At 42.9% G+C, this 16,457-nt stretch carries 16 protein-coding genes; 10 read left to right on the top strand and 6 right to left on the bottom strand.

Annotated elements, in window-relative coordinates; genetic code table 11:
- Nucleotides 1–3: 3 nt before the first annotated feature.
- Entirely contained in the window at nt 4–876 is an 873-nt protein-coding gene (locus P3L40_RS06450; RefSeq protein ID WP_210852374.1) for a protein-tyrosine phosphatase family protein, read from the bottom strand.
- A gap of 427 nt (nt 877–1,303) precedes the next feature.
- On the bottom strand, nt 1,304–2,692 hold the full coding sequence (gene cysS, locus P3L40_RS06445; protein WP_153673155.1) for a cysteine--tRNA ligase: 1,389 nt from the start codon (nt 2,690–2,692) through the stop codon (nt 1,304–1,306).
- A 266-nt stretch (nt 2,693–2,958) separates the two neighbouring features.
- On the opposite strand from cysS, the gene ppiB reads away from it, so the two are divergent.
- The 5 genes from ppiB (at nt 2,959) to P3L40_RS06420 (ending at nt 7,297) form a co-directional block, all read left to right on the top strand.
- Entirely contained in the window at nt 2,959–3,453 is a 495-nt protein-coding gene (ppiB, locus tag P3L40_RS06440) for a peptidylprolyl isomerase B (RefSeq protein ID WP_004260260.1), read from the top strand.
- Between the two features lie 10 nt (nt 3,454–3,463).
- On the top strand, nt 3,464–4,189 hold the full coding sequence (gene lpxH, locus P3L40_RS06435) for a UDP-2,3-diacylglucosamine diphosphatase (RefSeq protein WP_004260263.1): 726 nt from the start codon (nt 3,464–3,466) through the stop codon (nt 4,187–4,189).
- Nucleotides 4,190–4,344: 155 nt separating this feature from the next.
- Nucleotides 4,345–4,860 carry a 5-(carboxyamino)imidazole ribonucleotide mutase gene (gene purE / locus P3L40_RS06430; protein WP_094960984.1) on the top strand — a complete coding sequence of 172 codons (516 nt, stop codon included), beginning with the start codon at nt 4,345–4,347 and terminating at the stop codon, nt 4,858–4,860.
- Nucleotides 4,860–5,942 (top strand): 5-(carboxyamino)imidazole ribonucleotide synthase, encoded by a 1,083-nt coding sequence (gene purK, locus P3L40_RS06425; RefSeq protein WP_004260270.1) that lies wholly within the window; start codon nt 4,860–4,862, stop codon nt 5,940–5,942. The genes purE and purK overlap by 1 nt, the downstream gene beginning before the upstream one ends.
- 116 nt (nt 5,943–6,058) lie before the next feature.
- On the top strand, nt 6,059–7,297 hold the full coding sequence (locus P3L40_RS06420) for a CynX/NimT family MFS transporter (protein ID WP_094960983.1): 1,239 nt from the start codon (nt 6,059–6,061) through the stop codon (nt 7,295–7,297).
- 126 nt (nt 7,298–7,423) lie between these two features.
- Here P3L40_RS06420 and P3L40_RS06415 read toward each other — a convergent pair whose 3' ends face one another.
- The 3 genes from P3L40_RS06415 to ybbA all read right to left on the bottom strand — a co-directional run bounded on the left by P3L40_RS06415 (nt 7,424) and on the right by ybbA (nt 12,170).
- A complete protein-coding gene (locus P3L40_RS06415; protein WP_144140466.1) occupies nt 7,424–8,794 on the bottom strand; it encodes an esterase-like activity of phytase family protein in 1,371 nt (456 codons plus the stop codon).
- Between the two features lie 245 nt (nt 8,795–9,039).
- The gene (gene ybbP / locus P3L40_RS06410) at nt 9,040–11,487 is read right to left on the bottom strand and encodes a putative ABC transporter permease subunit YbbP (protein WP_164564780.1); all 2,448 of its coding nucleotides are present in this window, start codon (nt 11,485–11,487) and stop codon (nt 9,040–9,042) included.
- The gene (gene ybbA / locus P3L40_RS06405; protein WP_004260298.1) at nt 11,484–12,170 is read right to left on the bottom strand and encodes a putative ABC transporter ATP-binding protein YbbA; all 687 of its coding nucleotides are present in this window, start codon (nt 12,168–12,170) and stop codon (nt 11,484–11,486) included. The genes ybbP and ybbA overlap by 4 nt, the downstream gene beginning before the upstream one ends.
- Here ybbA and tesA point away from each other — a divergent pair.
- The 5 genes from tesA to P3L40_RS06380 all read left to right on the top strand — a co-directional run bounded on the left by tesA (nt 12,138) and on the right by P3L40_RS06380 (nt 16,028).
- The gene (gene tesA / locus P3L40_RS06400; protein ID WP_210852372.1) at nt 12,138–12,779 is read left to right on the top strand and encodes a multifunctional acyl-CoA thioesterase I/protease I/lysophospholipase L1; all 642 of its coding nucleotides are present in this window, start codon (nt 12,138–12,140) and stop codon (nt 12,777–12,779) included. The two genes, ybbA and tesA, sit on opposite strands and share 33 nt — an antisense overlap.
- A 78-nt stretch (nt 12,780–12,857) precedes the next feature.
- Nucleotides 12,858–13,661: an SDR family oxidoreductase gene (locus tag P3L40_RS06395; protein WP_004260306.1), complete on the top strand. Its 804-nt coding sequence runs from the start codon at nt 12,858–12,860 to the stop codon at nt 13,659–13,661.
- A gap of 75 nt (nt 13,662–13,736) precedes the next feature.
- The gene (locus P3L40_RS06390) at nt 13,737–14,594 is read left to right on the top strand and encodes a co-chaperone YbbN (RefSeq protein WP_210852371.1); all 858 of its coding nucleotides are present in this window, start codon (nt 13,737–13,739) and stop codon (nt 14,592–14,594) included.
- 13 nt (nt 14,595–14,607) lie between these two features.
- Nucleotides 14,608–15,552 carry an SPFH domain-containing protein gene (locus tag P3L40_RS06385; protein WP_094960977.1) on the top strand — a complete coding sequence of 315 codons (945 nt, stop codon included), beginning with the start codon at nt 14,608–14,610 and terminating at the stop codon, nt 15,550–15,552.
- Nucleotides 15,549–16,028: an NfeD family protein gene (locus tag P3L40_RS06380; RefSeq protein WP_172766870.1), complete on the top strand. Its 480-nt coding sequence runs from the start codon at nt 15,549–15,551 to the stop codon at nt 16,026–16,028. The genes P3L40_RS06385 and P3L40_RS06380 overlap by 4 nt, the downstream gene beginning before the upstream one ends.
- On the opposite strand, the gene cueR is transcribed toward P3L40_RS06380, so the two are convergent.
- Nucleotides 15,982–16,392 carry a Cu(I)-responsive transcriptional regulator gene (gene cueR, locus P3L40_RS06375; protein WP_094960975.1) on the bottom strand — a complete coding sequence of 137 codons (411 nt, stop codon included), beginning with the start codon at nt 16,390–16,392 and terminating at the stop codon, nt 15,982–15,984. The genes P3L40_RS06380 and cueR overlap by 47 nt on opposite strands.
- Between the last annotated feature and the right edge of the window lie 65 nt (nt 16,393–16,457).

Here is a 16,457-nt window from a genome sequence, read left to right as displayed (position 1 = left end):
CTTTTATTGTGCTAATTTTTCAGCATTTAATAATGTTTCAAGTTTAAGCAATTCGTTAAATTGTTCCTTTTTTTGAACCATCTTGCCGCAACCCGTTTTACGCATATCCATAATAATCTCCGGTACGCTCAGTTCATTATTAGGTTTAATTAACTGCATTGCTGCTGCAACTTGCCCTGTTCGACCAACACCAGCGGCACAGTGAATGACTGGTAACAATTTATCTTTATCATTGATCGCTCGGCTACCAGCAAATTCATAAAATTGCCTTTTTTCCTCAATCCCAGCTGCCATATACTTAGCTAATTCTTTTAATTCTTCCGTACCTGCGCTTGTTCTGTCAATCCAATTGTCAACATGAACAACTGGAATATTAATGGGTTTCTTATCATAGGTCAGCCTCATACTGTAGTGTTTTACATTTAAACTACCAATTTTACTTGGCTTACCATCACCCGGCTGAATTTCTTTTGTCTTAACTTCCATCCTGCCATACGTACCATTCATCCGAAAATATGGCGGTAACTTTAGATCACGTATATCAGAATTAGACGATAGAATACATAGCATAGGGGTTCTATTCTCATATAACATCTGTAAATGATTCTCTATATTTTTAGGGTATTGTGACCGAATAAATAAATTATCATCACCAACTTTTACCCTATTTGCCGGTAAGCCAATCTGAATACCTTCACTATTCGTGATACAAACTTGCGTTTCTTTAGCCGTTTTAATATCAGAAAAACGAGCGCCTTTAACTTCTTGTTGGTCACAATATTGGAAATTTTGCAGTTTCGTGAATTCTTCTAGTTTATTAAAGTTATCAATATATTTTACTGATTGAGTAGCCAGTGTTGAAGCAGCAGCACCCAATTCAACCGCTGGGTTTGAATCAACCGTTCTAGAATTAAAAGCATAACGAGGGGCTATAGTTCCATCTTGTTGATGTCGTATTCTGAGGCGTAGGTACGGTGGTATTTTTAATGTGACTCATACTATCCGATATTCTAGCCCTTGCAGATTTATATTCAGTATTAGCGACTTGCTCAAGACTCGTTGTTCGGATTGGAGGGGCTGGTGGTGTATTATTGTCCGTGGGGCATAATTTCATTTGTTTTTCCTTAGTTAGCAATTAACAGTCTAATCAATCGGTTTAAATTACATATTACGTGATCCGATTATTACCGCTCCATTACGTAAGTTCTTTCAAATTTAGCCAACACCAATAAAAAACCCGCTAACATTACCTAGTGCTGGTAGCGCTAAGTACTGTTAACGGGCTAATTTTTAAATGTAAAACTTACTTACGGCGCCAAATAGTTCCTTGTGCGCTATCTTCAAGCACAATCCCCATGGCAGTAAGTTCATCACGAGCCGCATCCGCTTGCGCCCAATCTTTATTCTTACGTGCATCTAGACGTTGTTGAATTAATGCCTCGATTTTTGCTACTTCCGCATCATCTTCAGTTTGTGCGCCGCCTTTTAAAAAGACTTCAGGGTCTTGTTCTAATAAACCCAGTACGCTTGCTAACTCACGCAATTGTGCAGCCATACCATTTGCTGCTGACATATCTTCTGATTTCAGGCGGTTAACTTCACGAACCATATCAAATAATACCGAATAGGCTTCAGGTGTATTAAAGTCATCATCCATCGCTTCAATGAAACGTGCTTTAAATTCATCACCACCAGCAGGTACGGCTGACTTATCTGTACCACGTAATGCAGTGTACATACGCTCAAGTGCTGAACGTGCCTGCTTCAAATTTTCTTCTGTGTAGTTTAATTGGCTGCGGTAATGGCCTGATAACAGAAAATAACGCACTGTTTCTGCATCGTAATACTCAAGTACGTCACGAATAGTAAAGAAGTTATTGAGAGATTTAGACATTTTCTCTCTGTCTACCATGACCATACCGGAGTGCATCCAGTAGTTCACGTAAGGGCCATCATGAGCACAGGTAGACTGAGCAATTTCATTTTCATGGTGTGGGAACATTAAATCAGAGCCGCCACCGTGAATATCAAAATGGTTGCCTAACGTTTTACTGTTCATTGCCGAACATTCAATGTGCCAGCCTGGGCGGCCTAAACCCCATGGGGATTCCCAACTTGGTTCGCCTTCTTTAGACATTTTCCACAAGACGAAATCCATTGGATTACGTTTTACATCAGCGACCTCAACGCGAGCACCTGCTTGCAACTGCTCTAAATCTTGGCGAGATAACAGACCATAATTTGGGTCGGTTTTGACTTCAAACATCACATCGCCATTCGCAGCGACATAAGCATGACCACGCTCTATCAAGCTTTGGGTTAATTCAATAATTTCACCAATATGACGCGTTGCTCGTGGTTCGCTATCAGGGCGTAAAATATTTAAGGCATCAAAATCTTTGTGCATTTCAGCCAACATACGCGTTGTTAGCGCTTCGACGCTTTCATTATTTTCTGCTGCACGTTTGATGATTTTATCGTCAATATCGGTGACGTTGCGTACATAATTTAAGTCGTAACCCAAATAACGTAAATAGCGGCTAATTGCATCAAATGCCACAAATGTACGGCCATGGCCGATATGACACAAGTCGTAGATAGTGATGCCACACACATACATCCCAATCTTCCCTGCGTGGATGGGCTTAAACTCTTCTTTTTGACGACTTAGTGTATTAAAAATTTGTAGCATCTGAACTTTTCCATTTATTTGAAAAATGATTATCGATTTCTACCGATAAAATATCATGTTATTGAACCCCGATCACCTTAAGAATGCAAGGGTTTACCCGCTTCCTTTTCAGTTTATTGATTAGGTTTAATACACATCTATTATGCTATAAACGGCCGACTACGCTTCCTTCCGCTTCAAGTCAGGTTTTATCTGTGATATAAACGTGCTGATCTCAACGCTTTCGCAAGTTAGCGCACAAAAAACAATTATTCAGGATAGCTATTATGGTTACATTTCATACCAATCACGGTGACATTGTTATCAAAACGTTTGACGATAAAGCACCCGTTACAGTCGAAAACTTTTTAACTTACTGCCGTGAAGGTTTTTACAATAATACCATTTTCCATCGTGTTATTAATGGTTTCATGATCCAAGGCGGTGGTTTTGAGCCAGGAATGGAACAAAAAAACACTAAAGCGCCTATTAAAAACGAAGCAAACAACGGTTTAAAAAATACCCGTGGTACTTTGGCAATGGCTCGTACTAACGACCCTCATTCAGCAACAGCACAATTCTTTATCAACGTTGTTGACAACGACTTCTTGAACTTCCGTTCAGAGCGTCCAGATGGCTGGGGCTACTGTGTATTTGCTGAAGTCGTTGAAGGCATGGATGTTGTTGACAAAATCAAAGGTGTTTCAACTGGCCGCAGCGGCTTCCACCAAGACGTTCCACGCGAAGACGTCATCATTGAAAAAGTGACTGTCAGCGAGTAAACCTGAACGCATGTCCACTTACATCATTGCAGATTTGCATTTGAGTGAAGATGAACCGGCGATCACCGCCGGTTTTATTAATTTTATTCAACAGCAAGCCATCCATGCCGAAAGCCTATATATTCTCGGTGATTTTTTTAATTATTGGGTGGGCGATGATGATAACAATCCGCTACATCAACAAGTTGCCAACGAACTCAAACAACTCACTGACCGTGGAATTCCCTGCTATTTCATTCATGGAAATCGGGATTTTTTAATCGGTCAACGCTATGCGAAACAGTGTGGCATGACCATACTCCCGCAGGAAACATTGCTCGAACTTTACGGCAAGCGCATTTTAATTCTGCATGGTGATACATTATGTATTGACGATGCTGCCTATCAAAATTACCGTAAAAAAGTTCATACCCCTTGGGTTCAACGGCTGTTTTTGTTACTCCCTCTTTTTGTGCGTCGCCGTATCGCGCAAAAAATGCGCCAAAATAGCCAGTATGCAAGCAGCATGAAAGCCGAGTCGATTATGGACGTCAATTCACAAGCCGTTATTGATGCATTACAAAGGCACCAAGCGCAATGGATGATCCATGGTCATACTCACCGCCCTGCTATTCATGAAGTAAATATTGGAGGCAAGTTGCATTATCGGGGTGTATTAGGTGCTTGGCACTATGAAGGTTCCGCCTTTGTAATTAACGAGCAAGGCATTGAACTGATTTTCTTTCCTTTCGAGTAATTTTGCCTAACGAACCATTTTTAATATATCGCCACAACTGTTTGCTCACTTATTAATCACGCAAACGTTTTCCTTGCTGCTTTACCATGATATGATCGAGACAATTCAATTTCCCACCTCAGGGTGATGTTTTTTTCAATACAGGAAAGCACCAAATGACTGCCCAAGTTCCTGCTCAATCTGCGGCAAAAATCGCCATTGTTATGGGTTCGAAAAGTGATTGGACGACAATGCAGCACGCAGCTGATGTATTAACTGAACTCCAAATCCCTTTTCACGTCGAAATCGTCTCTGCACATCGCACCCCGGATAAATTATTTTCCTTTGCTGAAAATGCGAAAAAAAATGGGTTTGATGTGATTATTGCAGGTGCTGGTGGTGCTGCTCACTTACCAGGAATGATCGCCGCTAAAACATTAGTCCCTGTTTTTGGTGTTCCTGTACAAAGCGCTGCATTAAGTGGTGTTGACAGCCTATATTCTATCGTGCAAATGCCTAAAGGTATCCCTGTAGGCACACTAGCCATCGGCAAAGCAGGTGCAGCAAATGCAGCACTTTTAGCCGCTCAAGTATTAGCAATAAGTGATACTGCTATTTTCAACCGCCTCTCAGCGTGGCGAGAAGCCCAAACCAATGATGTGCTGAACAACCCAGACCCGAGGGAAGCATAATGAAACCCGTTTGTGTGCTTGGTAATGGCCAACTCGGCCGCATGCTGCGTCAAGCGGGTGAGCCATTAGGCATTGCTGTTTTTCCTGTAGGGCTTGATGCAGAACCTGAAGCGGTTCCTTATCAGCAAAGCGTCATCACCGCTGAAATTGAACGTTGGCCAGAAACCCCGCTAACAAAAGAATTAGCTCGCCATAATGCCTTTATTAACCGTGATATTTTTCCACGTTTAGCTGATAGGTTTCCACAAAAAAGCTTATTTGATAGCTTACAACTTTCTACTGCACCTTGGGCATTATTAGAATCCCCTGAACAATGGCCTGAGCTGTTTGCCACACTCGGTGAGTTTCTCATTGTAAAACGCAGAACTGGTGGCTATGACGGGCGAGGTCAATGGCGTGTTCGCCCTGGTGATGAAAAAGACCTGCCTGCTGAAATTTATGGTGAATGCATCGTTGAACAAGGTATCCCTTTTGACGCGGAAGTGTCTGTCATTGGTGCCCGAAATGCAGCGGGGGAATCCGTTTTTTACCCGATCACCCATAATTTACACCAAGAAGGCATTTTGCGTACCAGTGTGGCCTTCCCTAAGTCAACTAATCCGCAGCAAGAACAAGCTCAAGCCATGCTCAGCGCAGTGATGGATGAACTTGGTTATATCGGTGTGATGGCAATGGAATGCTTTGTCGTGGGCAATAACTTGCTGATTAACGAAATTGCGCCTCGAGTACATAATAGCGGCCATTGGACACAAAATGGCGCATCCATTAGCCAGTTTGAGTTACATCTACGTGCTATTTTAAACCTGCCAATGCCATCTCCAGAGGTATATAGCCCTGCCGTGATGGTCAATTTAATCGGCACTGATGTAAATATAGACTGGCTGAGCTTACCCCTCGTTCACCTTCACTGGTATGAAAAAGAGGTACGCCCTGCCCGAAAAGTGGGTCATTTAAACCTTTCCCATCGTGACTGCCACCAATTATCTGCCACACTGGCGGCTTTGATCCCACTTCTGCCAAATGAGTACAAAAGTGGCATTGAGTGGGCAAATGCAAAATTAGACTGGTACTCTCATCAATAAATAGGGAAAATAGCCCGATTCGATGCCCGAAACTATTTTCGGGCATTATGCTATTTTCGCCGTCATCCAGAAAACAAATATCCTGATTTAAGGTGTGCGGCATTACTGGAGTCAATATGTCCTCGCAGACTTTTAGTCCGTTTTATCAGTGGTGCATTCTTATTCTGTTAGGGCTGGTTTATTTTTTAGCCACCGCGACAACCTTTACCTCTCTTGGCGTGGTTTTACCTGAGATGATTAGTGAGCTCAAATGGAGCTGGAGTGAGGCTGGTTTTGGTTTTACGCTACTGGGTTTAACTTGCGGGCTGGCGAGTTTTCTCCCGTCTCTGTTAATCCGCAAAGTGGGTGTACGAGCCACTTTATTGCTAGGCACCAGTGTCTTTGTTGCTGGCTTTTATAGCCTTTATTCCACACAAGCCATCAGCACCTATTTTTTAGGTACTGCATTGATTGGTATTGGTTTCACCTTACTCGCCACGGTTCCGGGGACTTATGTACTTTCGCGGCTATTTGAAAAACAATCCCTTGCCTTTGGGTTATATTTCACCATCGGGGGCTTGGGGGGTGTTGCAGGCCCTTGGATTTACTTTTACGCATCAAACCAATTAGGCTCATGGCGTATGCATTGGGTTCTATGTGCCGTTTATCTTAGCATTGTCACGTTAATCACGATTTTTATGCTGCGAGAAGGTAAAAAAGAGCAAGAGCACGCAAAAAAGGTAATGCAAAAACAAGTTAGTGACGCAAGTAAACCTATTTATCGCACTGCAGAAGTATGGACAGTCGGCAGAGCACTACGTACATGGCAGTTCTACTTGATTGCTGCGACTTATACCTCGTTTTTATGGTGTGGTATCACCGTTAACAGCTTTGCTGTCGCCCATATTGAAGAGCGCGGCTTTGGCATGACAGTGGCGGTTTCATTATTAAGCACAATGGCATTTGTGAATGCATTCTCAAGGTTTATTGGTGGAGCGGCAGGTGAATGGTTAGAACCGAAGAAACTATTAATCGGTAGCCTAATTATCATGGTATTAGGTGTCATTTTCCTCAGTATTGCCACCTCATGGCTTTGGCTTATTTTATTTGTGTTATGCGTTGGTATTGGCTACGGCATGACCTTTTTGGCATCAAGTGTTTTACTGTCAAATTATTTCGGCCGAGGCCCATACTTAGAACTATTCTCTGTCGTAAATTTAATTTCAACGGTTGCCTGCTTAGCACCTTTTATTGCGGGTGCAATAAAAGATTTCACAGGAAGTTTCACCCCTGCTTTTTTGGTTATCGCGGCTCCCGTTGTGGTTATTTTATTCCTTACTTTGATGATGAAGCCCCCAGCCCTCAATCACAAATAAAAAATCCCGAGTGATTAGCTCGGGAAAATTAAAACCAAAGGGAAAACAAGCTTAAGACCAGATATTGGATCAAAACATACTGCTTATTTGCGCCACCGAAAAAATTAAATGGTGGCGCAAAATCAATTACGGCTTTAACAACTCAGGGACGTTTAATAAGATAAACTCATTATCATCCGCTTTATTTGGCTCACGGCTAGATGAAAACGGATAGTTATTGTCATTACCAACAATAATGTGTTCACTATCAACCACATCCACGTTTTCAATAGTGAAGAATGGGAAAGTAAACACCCCGTTATTAAGCGGTTTTCTTGCCATATTATTCGGGTCTTTGATATTCATTAAATCAATATAAGCCTGCTTATCTACTGGTTTGCCTATATTGTTATCTGAAAATTCAATACGATAAACACGCTTGAATTTAGCTAAATTACTAAAGCAATTTTCAGTATTACTGCTTCCCGCCGTGCAGGCTTTATCTGCGGTACCTTCACCATTATCACGCTCAATGATTAGGCCGTGGGTATCATCAATTAAGTTAAAATCACCAATGGCATTCTGATTGTCTTCAAAGACATACAACCAGCTTCTGCCTGTCCAATTTTGTTTTTTTACATCAAACTCAAGAATACGTGCTGCGCGTTTGCCATCAACATGTTCATAATCTTGTTTGTCATCAAGCCAAATCGCCCCTTCTAGCATTGGGTAGAGCTTAGAACCGTCTGGCGATGACGCCATACCTTCAAAACCTTTTGAACGGTTGACTTGGAAATTCACTTTATCTGCGGGTTTACCCGGTGTTGTGATTTGGTAGTGATCAGGAGAAACGACTTTCTTTCCATCTACTTGTGTCTCAAATAAAGCTAATACTTTACCATCCAAATCCATTTTGATTAGGTAAGGGCCGAACTCATCGCCAACCCATAGAGCACCACCCGCAAATTGAAAACTTTCAGGGTCAAAATCACTGCCTGTTAAATAGCGTTCTTTTGTGCTCTCATTCGTAATATGAAAAGGGATAATTTTATCGGGGTCATGGAAGAAAACCGTTTTTAATGGCGTTGTATTACCTGATTGAAAATCAATATCATATTGAGTGACATACAACATCGAATCAGGAGAATTGGCTTTGTTGCCGAATCCATTATCAGTTAAAACCCAGTAAGTGCCATCCGCCATACGTTTAATACCCGAGTGCCCTTGACGTGGCTGGCCTTTGATTGGAATATGCATTCCTGTTGGGCGATCTGCGGATTTACCTTCCACTTTCCCCAAACTATCAACACGAACGCCAGTGGTAAATTTACCACTCACTTGCATGTCTGAAGGTGCATTTTCGGGGGAAGAAACCGTTGAATTAACTGGAAGAATGGAGTGACCCGCTAACGTTGCTGGCACTTCTTGTTGTGCAAACCCGGTGATGCTAAATGAAATTAAACCAGCCAATAAAGATAACGAGCCCAGTTTACGTTTAATCGAATGGTTATTCTGCATTGTTATGTTTCCATTTTAAGGTCATCAATAATTGATGTGGGAATCATAACCATAATGAATGACATTTTTGTGATGAATTTGAGACAGTTATTTTACTGAAAAATCGATTGTTTTTAGAATATTCAATAAATAGTGGTATTAAGGTATTTCCCTAATACCACCATATTCTAAATAACTCGAGTTGCATGTAGATCAACCTATCTAAGCGCAGTCAATGACCATGCAACTCGAAGTATGACGAGCATTTAACTATTAGGTAAACGACGGTGCTGACTCCCCGTCCCTAATAAACGCAGTCCTAACCAACTACCACAAATAGACAATAGAATTGCCGCGCACAAAGGCAATAATACCCACATACGCCATTCTGGCTGCCAAGGGAAGTCAAACACTTTACTTTGCAACAACCATAATGCAATTTCTGCCCCAAATGCCGCCGCAAGCCCTGCCATTAAGCCAAGTAATGCAAATTCGCTCCATAATGTTCTACGCATTAACTTTTTGCTGGCGCCTAACGTTCGGTATACCACAAGCTCCCGCTCTCGCTGGCTCATTCCCACTTGAATTTGTGCCAACAGCAGTAACAAGCCACAGAAAATAACCAATACCACCATCACTTCTAAGGCTTGGCTCACTTGCTGAAGAATTTGCTGAATTTGGGTGATAATTGCACCAGTATCGAGCACATTAATGGTTGGATAATGGCGGCTAAGTTGCGTTAATAGCTGCCCATCGCCTTCATAGTGGAAACTGCTCAGCCAAGTAGCTGGCATTTGAGACAGACTTTCTTCAGAGAAAATAAAATAGAAGTTCGGTCGCAGGCTTTCCCAATCAACCGTACGAATACTACTGACTGTTGCACTAAAGACCTGAGCCCCTGCGTTAAATGTAAGTTTATCGCCTAATTTCAACCCGAGTTCTTTAACGACCGTTTGTTCAATTGAGACTTCTCCCGCTTTCGGTGGCCATGTCCCTTCATCAACCACATTGGCTGGCGCTAAATCAGATTGCCAAGTTAAGCTCAATTCACGTCGTACCGTATTATTATTTGGATCACGTTGATCCGCCCACTCAATCGCTGACTGGTCATTAATATCGGTTAAACGCGCTAACACCACAGGGTTGAACTCTGTGGGTTTCACGTCAAACTCAGCTAATAGCTTGGTAACAGGCTCAAGCTGTGACTGGTTCATATTAATCAAGAAATAATTCGGGCTATCTGCGGGTAATTGCTGCTGCCAACGGTCAAGCAAATCACCACGCACTAAAATCAGCAGCGCCAACAACATAAATGACAATGAAAAAGCACTCATTTGCGTGATGGTTTGCAACGGCTGGCGCAATAGACGGCTAACAGATAAACGCAAGCTTAATTGACGGAACTTAATATGGCGTAGCCCCCATAAGCCTACCCAACCAATCAGCGCAAGTAGAACGGCAACCACGACAATACCCGCCAAAATTGACCACAGCAGAGGGTTAACGCCAGCAAACACAAATAAGCCGCCAACCACAATTAAAATAACAATCGGCAGATAGTAATATAGCGGCCAAACGGGTGATTTGGCATCTTCACGTAATACTCTAGAAGGCTGAGTTGCCATCAGTTGGTAATAGGGACGGCTGCCAACAATAATCGCAATAATAAATAATGTACCAATCGCCCAAACCCAAGGCATCAAACTCGCAGGCGGCAATTCCTTCGGCAACATAGCCCCTAAGATTTGCATTAAAATGCCTTCAAAAGCCAAACCTAATAATGAGCCGAGTAAAGCCGCGGCAATTAAAATGACTAACCACTGCCCAATAATCCATTGACGCAACGCGCTACGCCCTGCGCCTAGGGTTTTTAATACCGCAATTAATTGATGGCGGCTACGACAATAATGCGTCATTGAAACCACGACCGCAGCAATGGCTAGCAGCAGGGTTAATAAAACTGACAACAATAAAAACTGTTGGGCACGTTGGAAGGTTTTCCCCACTGCACCGTTATTTTCGCTTAACGTAAACCAACGCTGATCATTTCGTAGGTCTTGCTCATATTTTTGTTGAAATGCATCAATAAGTTGGCGATCGCCGGCAAACATGTCGCGATAAGTTAACCGGCTGCCCAATTGAATTGCCCCTGTTAATGGTGCATCTTCAATTGCTATCAATACTCTTGGAGCAATCTGGAACGGGTTAAAACCACTGTCGGGCTCCTGAATTAATTTACCCGAGACTTTTAGCGTTGCATCTCCGATATCAATGTTATCCCCTACATTGAGGTTCAATAATTCTAATAGCCGCGGAGCGACTAATATCTCCCCTTTTGTCGGGGTTAACCCAGCAGGTTCAGTGATAAGCTCACCATATAATGGATATGCCTTATCCGCTGCTTTCACTAACACCAGTTGTGGCCGAGCGTCTTCATCTTCTGTCGCATAAGCCATAGTAGAAAATGATATTTGTTGGCTTAACGTTAAACCCTCTTTTTGGGCCTCTTGTAACCATGCAGGGTCGCTTGGATGAGAAGATCGTAACACTAAGTCACCCGCTAATAGCTCACGGCTTTGGTAACTCATGCTATTTTCAATGCGATCGCTAATTCGCCCTAAAGCTAGTACACAAGCAACAGCAAGGGTGAGTGCAAGCCAAACAATCAGTAACGAGGGGGTTTTCCATTCACGCCAAAACCAACGCCAAATCATGCTTCTTCCCTCAACTGCCCATCGACCAAGCGCAAACGGCGTTGGCAGCGCGCAGCCAGCTCGTTATCGTGAGTCACTAAAATAAGGGTCGTCCCGTGCTGTTTATTCATATCAAACAGTAAATCTGCAATTTTATCCCCTGTGTGGCGATCGAGATTTCCCGTTGGTTCATCAGCAAATAAAATCTGTGGGCGGCCATTAAAGGCACGAGCAAGTGCAACACGCTGTTGCTCCCCCCCTGATAACTGTGGTGGCATATGTTTTAGGCGATCTTTTAAGCCTAAATCCGTCAGTAAACTCGCCGCGTGTTGATAACTTTCAGACTCAGATTCGCCACGTAGCAAAGAAGGAAGTTGTACATTTTCAATGGCATTTAAGGTTGGGATCAACATAAAGGATTGGAACACAAAACCGACACTTTGTGCCCGTAAGCGTGCCCGCTGCTCTTCGTCCATTTTAGTGAGGTCTTGACCTAATAAATTAACCGTTCCACTGGAACCGTCATCCAACCCCGCAATAATCCCTAGCAAGGTTGATTTCCCCGAACCTGACTCCCCAATTAAAGCAATTGTTTGCCCGGACTCGACAATTAGCTCAACACCTTGCAATATAGTCAGTTCATGTTCACCTTGACCAACACGTTTAATGAGATGATGAACTTCAAGAATATTATTCGCCGACATATATTGGTATTTCTCCTGTTACTGACTGCAAGTGGGCACGCACTTGCGTCAACTAAGCTATTAATCTTAGGTGATAGCCTAAGTGCAGGCTACCGTTTACCGGCTGAGCAGGCTTGGGCCTCCTTGCTTGCCGAACGTTGGCAGAAACTTTCCCCACCCGTTGCTATTGTTAACGGTAGTATTAGTGGGAATACCTCTGCACAGGGGTTAGAACGCCTTTCCGTTTTACTCGAACAAAACAAACCTAACTGGGTATTGATCGAATTAGGTGCAAATGATGGCTTACAAGCTCTCCCAGTTGAGCAACTCGAAGCTAATTTACAACAGATTATCGAGCAAATCGTGCAATCGGGTGCGAAACCGCTCTTAATGCAAATTCGCATTCCACCTAACTATGGAAAACGTTATACGACAAGTTTCGAAAAAGTATATCCGAAATTGGCGCAAAGTAATCAAATCCCATTACTGCCGTTTTATATGGAAACCGTGATAACTAAGCCTGAATGGATACAACAAGATGGTATTCACCCTACCATTGAAGCCCAGCCATCCATTGCTGATTTTATGGAAAAACAGCTTTTCGAACATATTTTACCGTCTAGCAAATAAAACAGACGTTAAACAAGGGTACTAAAACGCTCTTTTATACCCGAAATAGATTCAGCTGCATGAAACCAAGGTAAAGTTATGCAAACATCGGCACGAAACAAAAAATCAGTTCTGGTCACAGGTGCATCAAGCGGTATTGGCTTTTGTGCTGCACAGACACTTCGGCAGCGTGGCTACCATGTTATTGTTGCCTGCCGTAAAGAAAGCGATATTTTACGCCTAAAAGAGCTAGGTTATGACACTGTCTCCCTTGACCTCGATAATAAGGATAGCATAGAAACCGCGGCTCAAACGGTGTTAACACTCTGTAATCACCGCCTTTTCGGATTATTCAACAACGCTGGTTTTGGGGTGTATGGCCCATTAAATAGCGTCAGCCGCGAACAACTTGAAGCCCAGTTTTCCACTAACTTTTTTGGTGTTCACCAGTTAACGTTTTTGCTATTACCTGCAATGCTAGCGCACCATGAAGGGCGAATTATCCAAACTAGTTCAGTGATGGGGGTTATTTCAACTCCCGGACGTGGCGCTTATGCTGCCAGCAAATACGCATTGGAAGCCTGGTCCGATGCACTACGCTTAGAATTGGCAGGAACAGGGGTGAAAGTGAGTTTGATTGAACCGGGCCCGATTCATACGGCTTTTACTCAAAATGTTGAACAAACACAAAAAGATAAACCCGTTAAAAACCCAGGTATTGCTTCACGTTTCACCTTAACACCAGAACATGTGGTAGAAAAACTGATCCATGCGTTAGAAAGCTCGCGCCCAAAAGTACGCTATTCTGTCACGTTATTAACCGTCGCAGTGCGTATCTTAAAACGTATTTTACCTGACAAAATAATGGATAAAATACTGGCAAATCAGGGGAAAAAAGCTTGAAAAAAGCAAAATCAGCCCCATTTTATTACTATTGCTCACAAATTCTATTGATAACAAATTCAAAAGAGACTTCTTATGTTTGCTAACGCTCAGATAATTGATATTAACGAAACCAACCTACACCAATTCATTGAACAATCAATGAACTTACCTGTCATGTTTTACTTTTGGTCACCGCGTAGCCCTCATTGCCAAGATTTCGGTACCATGTTGGAAAAAATTGCCAACGACTACGCAGGGTCATTTATTTTAGCTAAAGTTAATTGTGATGAAGAACAAATGATCGCAAGCCAGTTTGGCTTAAAAGCGATCCCTACTGTGTATGTATTACAAAATGGCCGCCCTGTTGATGGCTTTGAAGGGCCACAACCAGAAGAGGTGGTGTTGGAAATTTTATCTCGCGTGCTGCCAAGCCCAGAAGAAATGAAAGCAGCACAAGCCGCTGAATTAATTGCTGAAGGTAAAACACAAGAAGCGCTGCCATTGTTAAAAGAAGCGCATCAGTTGAACCCCAAAAATAGCGACATCACGTTATTATTGGCAGAAACACAAATCGGTTTAAATCTCGTTGATGACGCACAAGCTACTTTAGAAGCTGTCCCATTACAGGATAAAGACAGTCGTTACCAAGGTTTAATCGCACAAATTGAATTATTGAAGCAAGCTGCGGACACCCCTGAAATTCAGCAATTACAAGATGAATTCAATCAAGATCCACAAAATACAACGTTAGCGGTTCAATTAGCCCTAAAACTGCATGAGGTGAACCGCAACGAAGAAGCGCTGGAAATGTTATTCGGCTTTTTACGTACCGACTTGGGTGCGGGTGACGGCGCAGTAAGAAAAACCATGATGGATATTATGTCGGCAATGGGAACCGGTGATGCAATTGCCAGTAAATACCGTCGCCAAGTATATTCATTACTTTACTAATTAAGGGTTAAATATGGACTTGTTCGCCTTTGGTGCAATACCGATTATCATTTTTGTCGCTGTCGTTATTGTTTTTACCTGTGTTAAAACAGTACCGCAAGGCTTTCAATGGACCGTTGAGCGCTTCGGTCGCTATACCCGTACGTTGCAACCCGGCTTACATATTATTGTGCCATTTATGGACAAAATTGGCCGTCGTATCAATATGATGGAACAAGTCCTTGATATCCCATCTCAAGAAGTTATTTCTCGCGATAATGCCAATGTCACTATTGATGCTGTCTGCTTTATCCAAGTCGTTGACCCAGTACGTGCAGCCTATGAGGTTAGTAACCTTGAGCTTTCAGTACTGAATTTAACCATGACGAATATTCGTACCGTATTAGGCTCCATGGAACTAGACGAAATGTTGTCACAACGTGATTCCATTAATAGCCGCTTGCTGCACGTGGTGGATGAAGCAACCAACCCTTGGGGTGTCAAAATTACCCGTATCGAAATTCGTGACGTGAAGCCACCAAAAGAATTGATTAGTGCGATGAATGCGCAGATGAAGGCTGAACGTACTAAACGTGCCGATATTCTTGAGGCCGAGGGGATCCGACAAGCGGCAATTTTAAAAGCTGAAGGTGAAAAACAGTCACAAATTCTCAAAGCCGAAGGGGAACGCCAGTCGGCATTTTTACAAGCCGAAGCGCGTGAAAGAGCCGCGGAAGCGGAAGCAAAAGCGACACGAATGGTATCTGAAGCTATCGCCGCTGGTGATATGCAGGCTATTAATTACTTTGTGGCGCAAAAATACACCGATGCACTGACCAGTATTGGTTCTGCCGAAAACAGCAAAGTCATCATGATGCCATTAGAAGCCAGTAATTTAATGGGCGCAATTGGTGGGATTACTGAGCTAATCGGAGAAAGCAAGAAAACCAGTGCCATGAAAAAGCAGGTAAAAGAATGATAGAGCTTATCAGTGCTCAACCCGCATGGTTTTGGCTGTGCCTTGGTGGGCTATTGCTGATTGGTGAACTTCTTGGTACCGCAGGCTATCTTTTATGGTCGGGTATTGCTGCGGTGCTTGTTGGGGTTATCGCTTGGGCACTGCCATTTATCGGTTGGGAGTGGCAAGGGATTTTATTTGCCATTTTTACCGTTGTCTCTGCTGTGTTATGGCGCAACTGGTTGAGGAATAGGCAAAAAAATAAGGCAGATAACGTCAACCAAATTAGCCATCAACTCATCGGTGTTAAAAGCCGTTTGTTGTCAGATACTGAAGAAGGTTTTAGCCGTGTACGCCTTGCGGATGGCAGTTGGCGTGTCTATAGCGACACGCCATTAAGTGCCAATACAGAAGTGGTGGTCATCGCAGTAGACGGCATCACCTTGCAGGTTAAGCCTTCGCATGATGACAGCACCCACGTGCCAAGTGGTCAATAATTGGGCAATCTGCACCATCATCCCCAGGGCATACGTCCACGAGCTCTTGTAATGTATCTCGAATAGCAGACAATTTAACGATTGTCTGCTCTATTTCATTTATCTTCGCTATCGTTGTCGTTTTTACATCCGCACTATGTCTGGTTGGATTACGAAATAAACCTAACAGTTCGCCACATTCATCCAAGGTAAAACCCACATCTTTTGCCTGTTTGAGCAATACGAGTTCGTTTAAATGACGCTCCTGATAATAACGGTAGCTATTTTCCCCTCTTTCAGGCGGTGTAATTAGCCCTTTGTCTTCATAAAAACGAATAGCTTTTGCAGTTAGGCCCGTTTTTTTGGCAATTTCACTAATATTCATAATTCCTCTTGACCTTAACCTTGCTGGAAGGTGTAACCTTTGCTCATTGTCGAATTATAGACCTA

The organism is Providencia sp. PROV040 (assembly GCF_032706145.1).
Taxonomy (GTDB): Bacteria; Pseudomonadota; Gammaproteobacteria; order Enterobacterales; family Enterobacteriaceae; genus Providencia; species Providencia hangzhouensis.
This window is presented reverse-complemented; position numbering and strand designations above follow the sequence as displayed.

What these genes read in the sequence shown, in the direction of transcription:
- purE (WP_094960984.1), top strand. Translation starts at nt 4,345, where the DNA reads ATGACTGCCCAAGTTCCTGCTCAATCTGCGGCAAAAATCGCCATTGTT.
- P3L40_RS06395 (WP_004260306.1), top strand. Translation starts at nt 12,858, where the DNA reads ATGCAAACATCGGCACGAAACAAAAAATCAGTTCTGGTCACAGGTGCA.
- lpxH (WP_004260263.1), top strand. Translation starts at nt 3,464, where the DNA reads ATGTCCACTTACATCATTGCAGATTTGCATTTGAGTGAAGATGAACCG.
- purK (WP_004260270.1), top strand. Translation starts at nt 4,860, where the DNA reads ATGAAACCCGTTTGTGTGCTTGGTAATGGCCAACTCGGCCGCATGCTG.
- P3L40_RS06380 (WP_172766870.1), top strand. Translation starts at nt 15,549, where the DNA reads ATGATAGAGCTTATCAGTGCTCAACCCGCATGGTTTTGGCTGTGCCTT.
- ybbP (WP_164564780.1), bottom strand. Translation starts at nt 11,487, where the DNA reads ATGATTTGGCGTTGGTTTTGGCGTGAATGGAAAACCCCCTCGTTACTG.
- ppiB (WP_004260260.1), top strand. Translation starts at nt 2,959, where the DNA reads ATGGTTACATTTCATACCAATCACGGTGACATTGTTATCAAAACGTTT.
- P3L40_RS06415 (WP_144140466.1), bottom strand. Translation starts at nt 8,794, where the DNA reads ATGCAGAATAACCATTCGATTAAACGTAAACTGGGCTCGTTATCTTTA.
- P3L40_RS06420 (WP_094960983.1), top strand. Translation starts at nt 6,059, where the DNA reads ATGTCCTCGCAGACTTTTAGTCCGTTTTATCAGTGGTGCATTCTTATT.
- P3L40_RS06385 (WP_094960977.1), top strand. Translation starts at nt 14,608, where the DNA reads ATGGACTTGTTCGCCTTTGGTGCAATACCGATTATCATTTTTGTCGCT.
- P3L40_RS06390 (WP_210852371.1), top strand. Translation starts at nt 13,737, where the DNA reads ATGTTTGCTAACGCTCAGATAATTGATATTAACGAAACCAACCTACAC.
- cysS (WP_153673155.1), bottom strand. Translation starts at nt 2,692, where the DNA reads ATGCTACAAATTTTTAATACACTAAGTCGTCAAAAAGAAGAGTTTAAG.
- ybbA (WP_004260298.1), bottom strand. Translation starts at nt 12,170, where the DNA reads ATGTCGGCGAATAATATTCTTGAAGTTCATCATCTCATTAAACGTGTT.
- cueR (WP_094960975.1), bottom strand. Translation starts at nt 16,392, where the DNA reads ATGAATATTAGTGAAATTGCCAAAAAAACGGGCCTAACTGCAAAAGCT.
- tesA (WP_210852372.1), top strand. Translation starts at nt 12,138, where the DNA reads ATGATGAACTTCAAGAATATTATTCGCCGACATATATTGGTATTTCTC.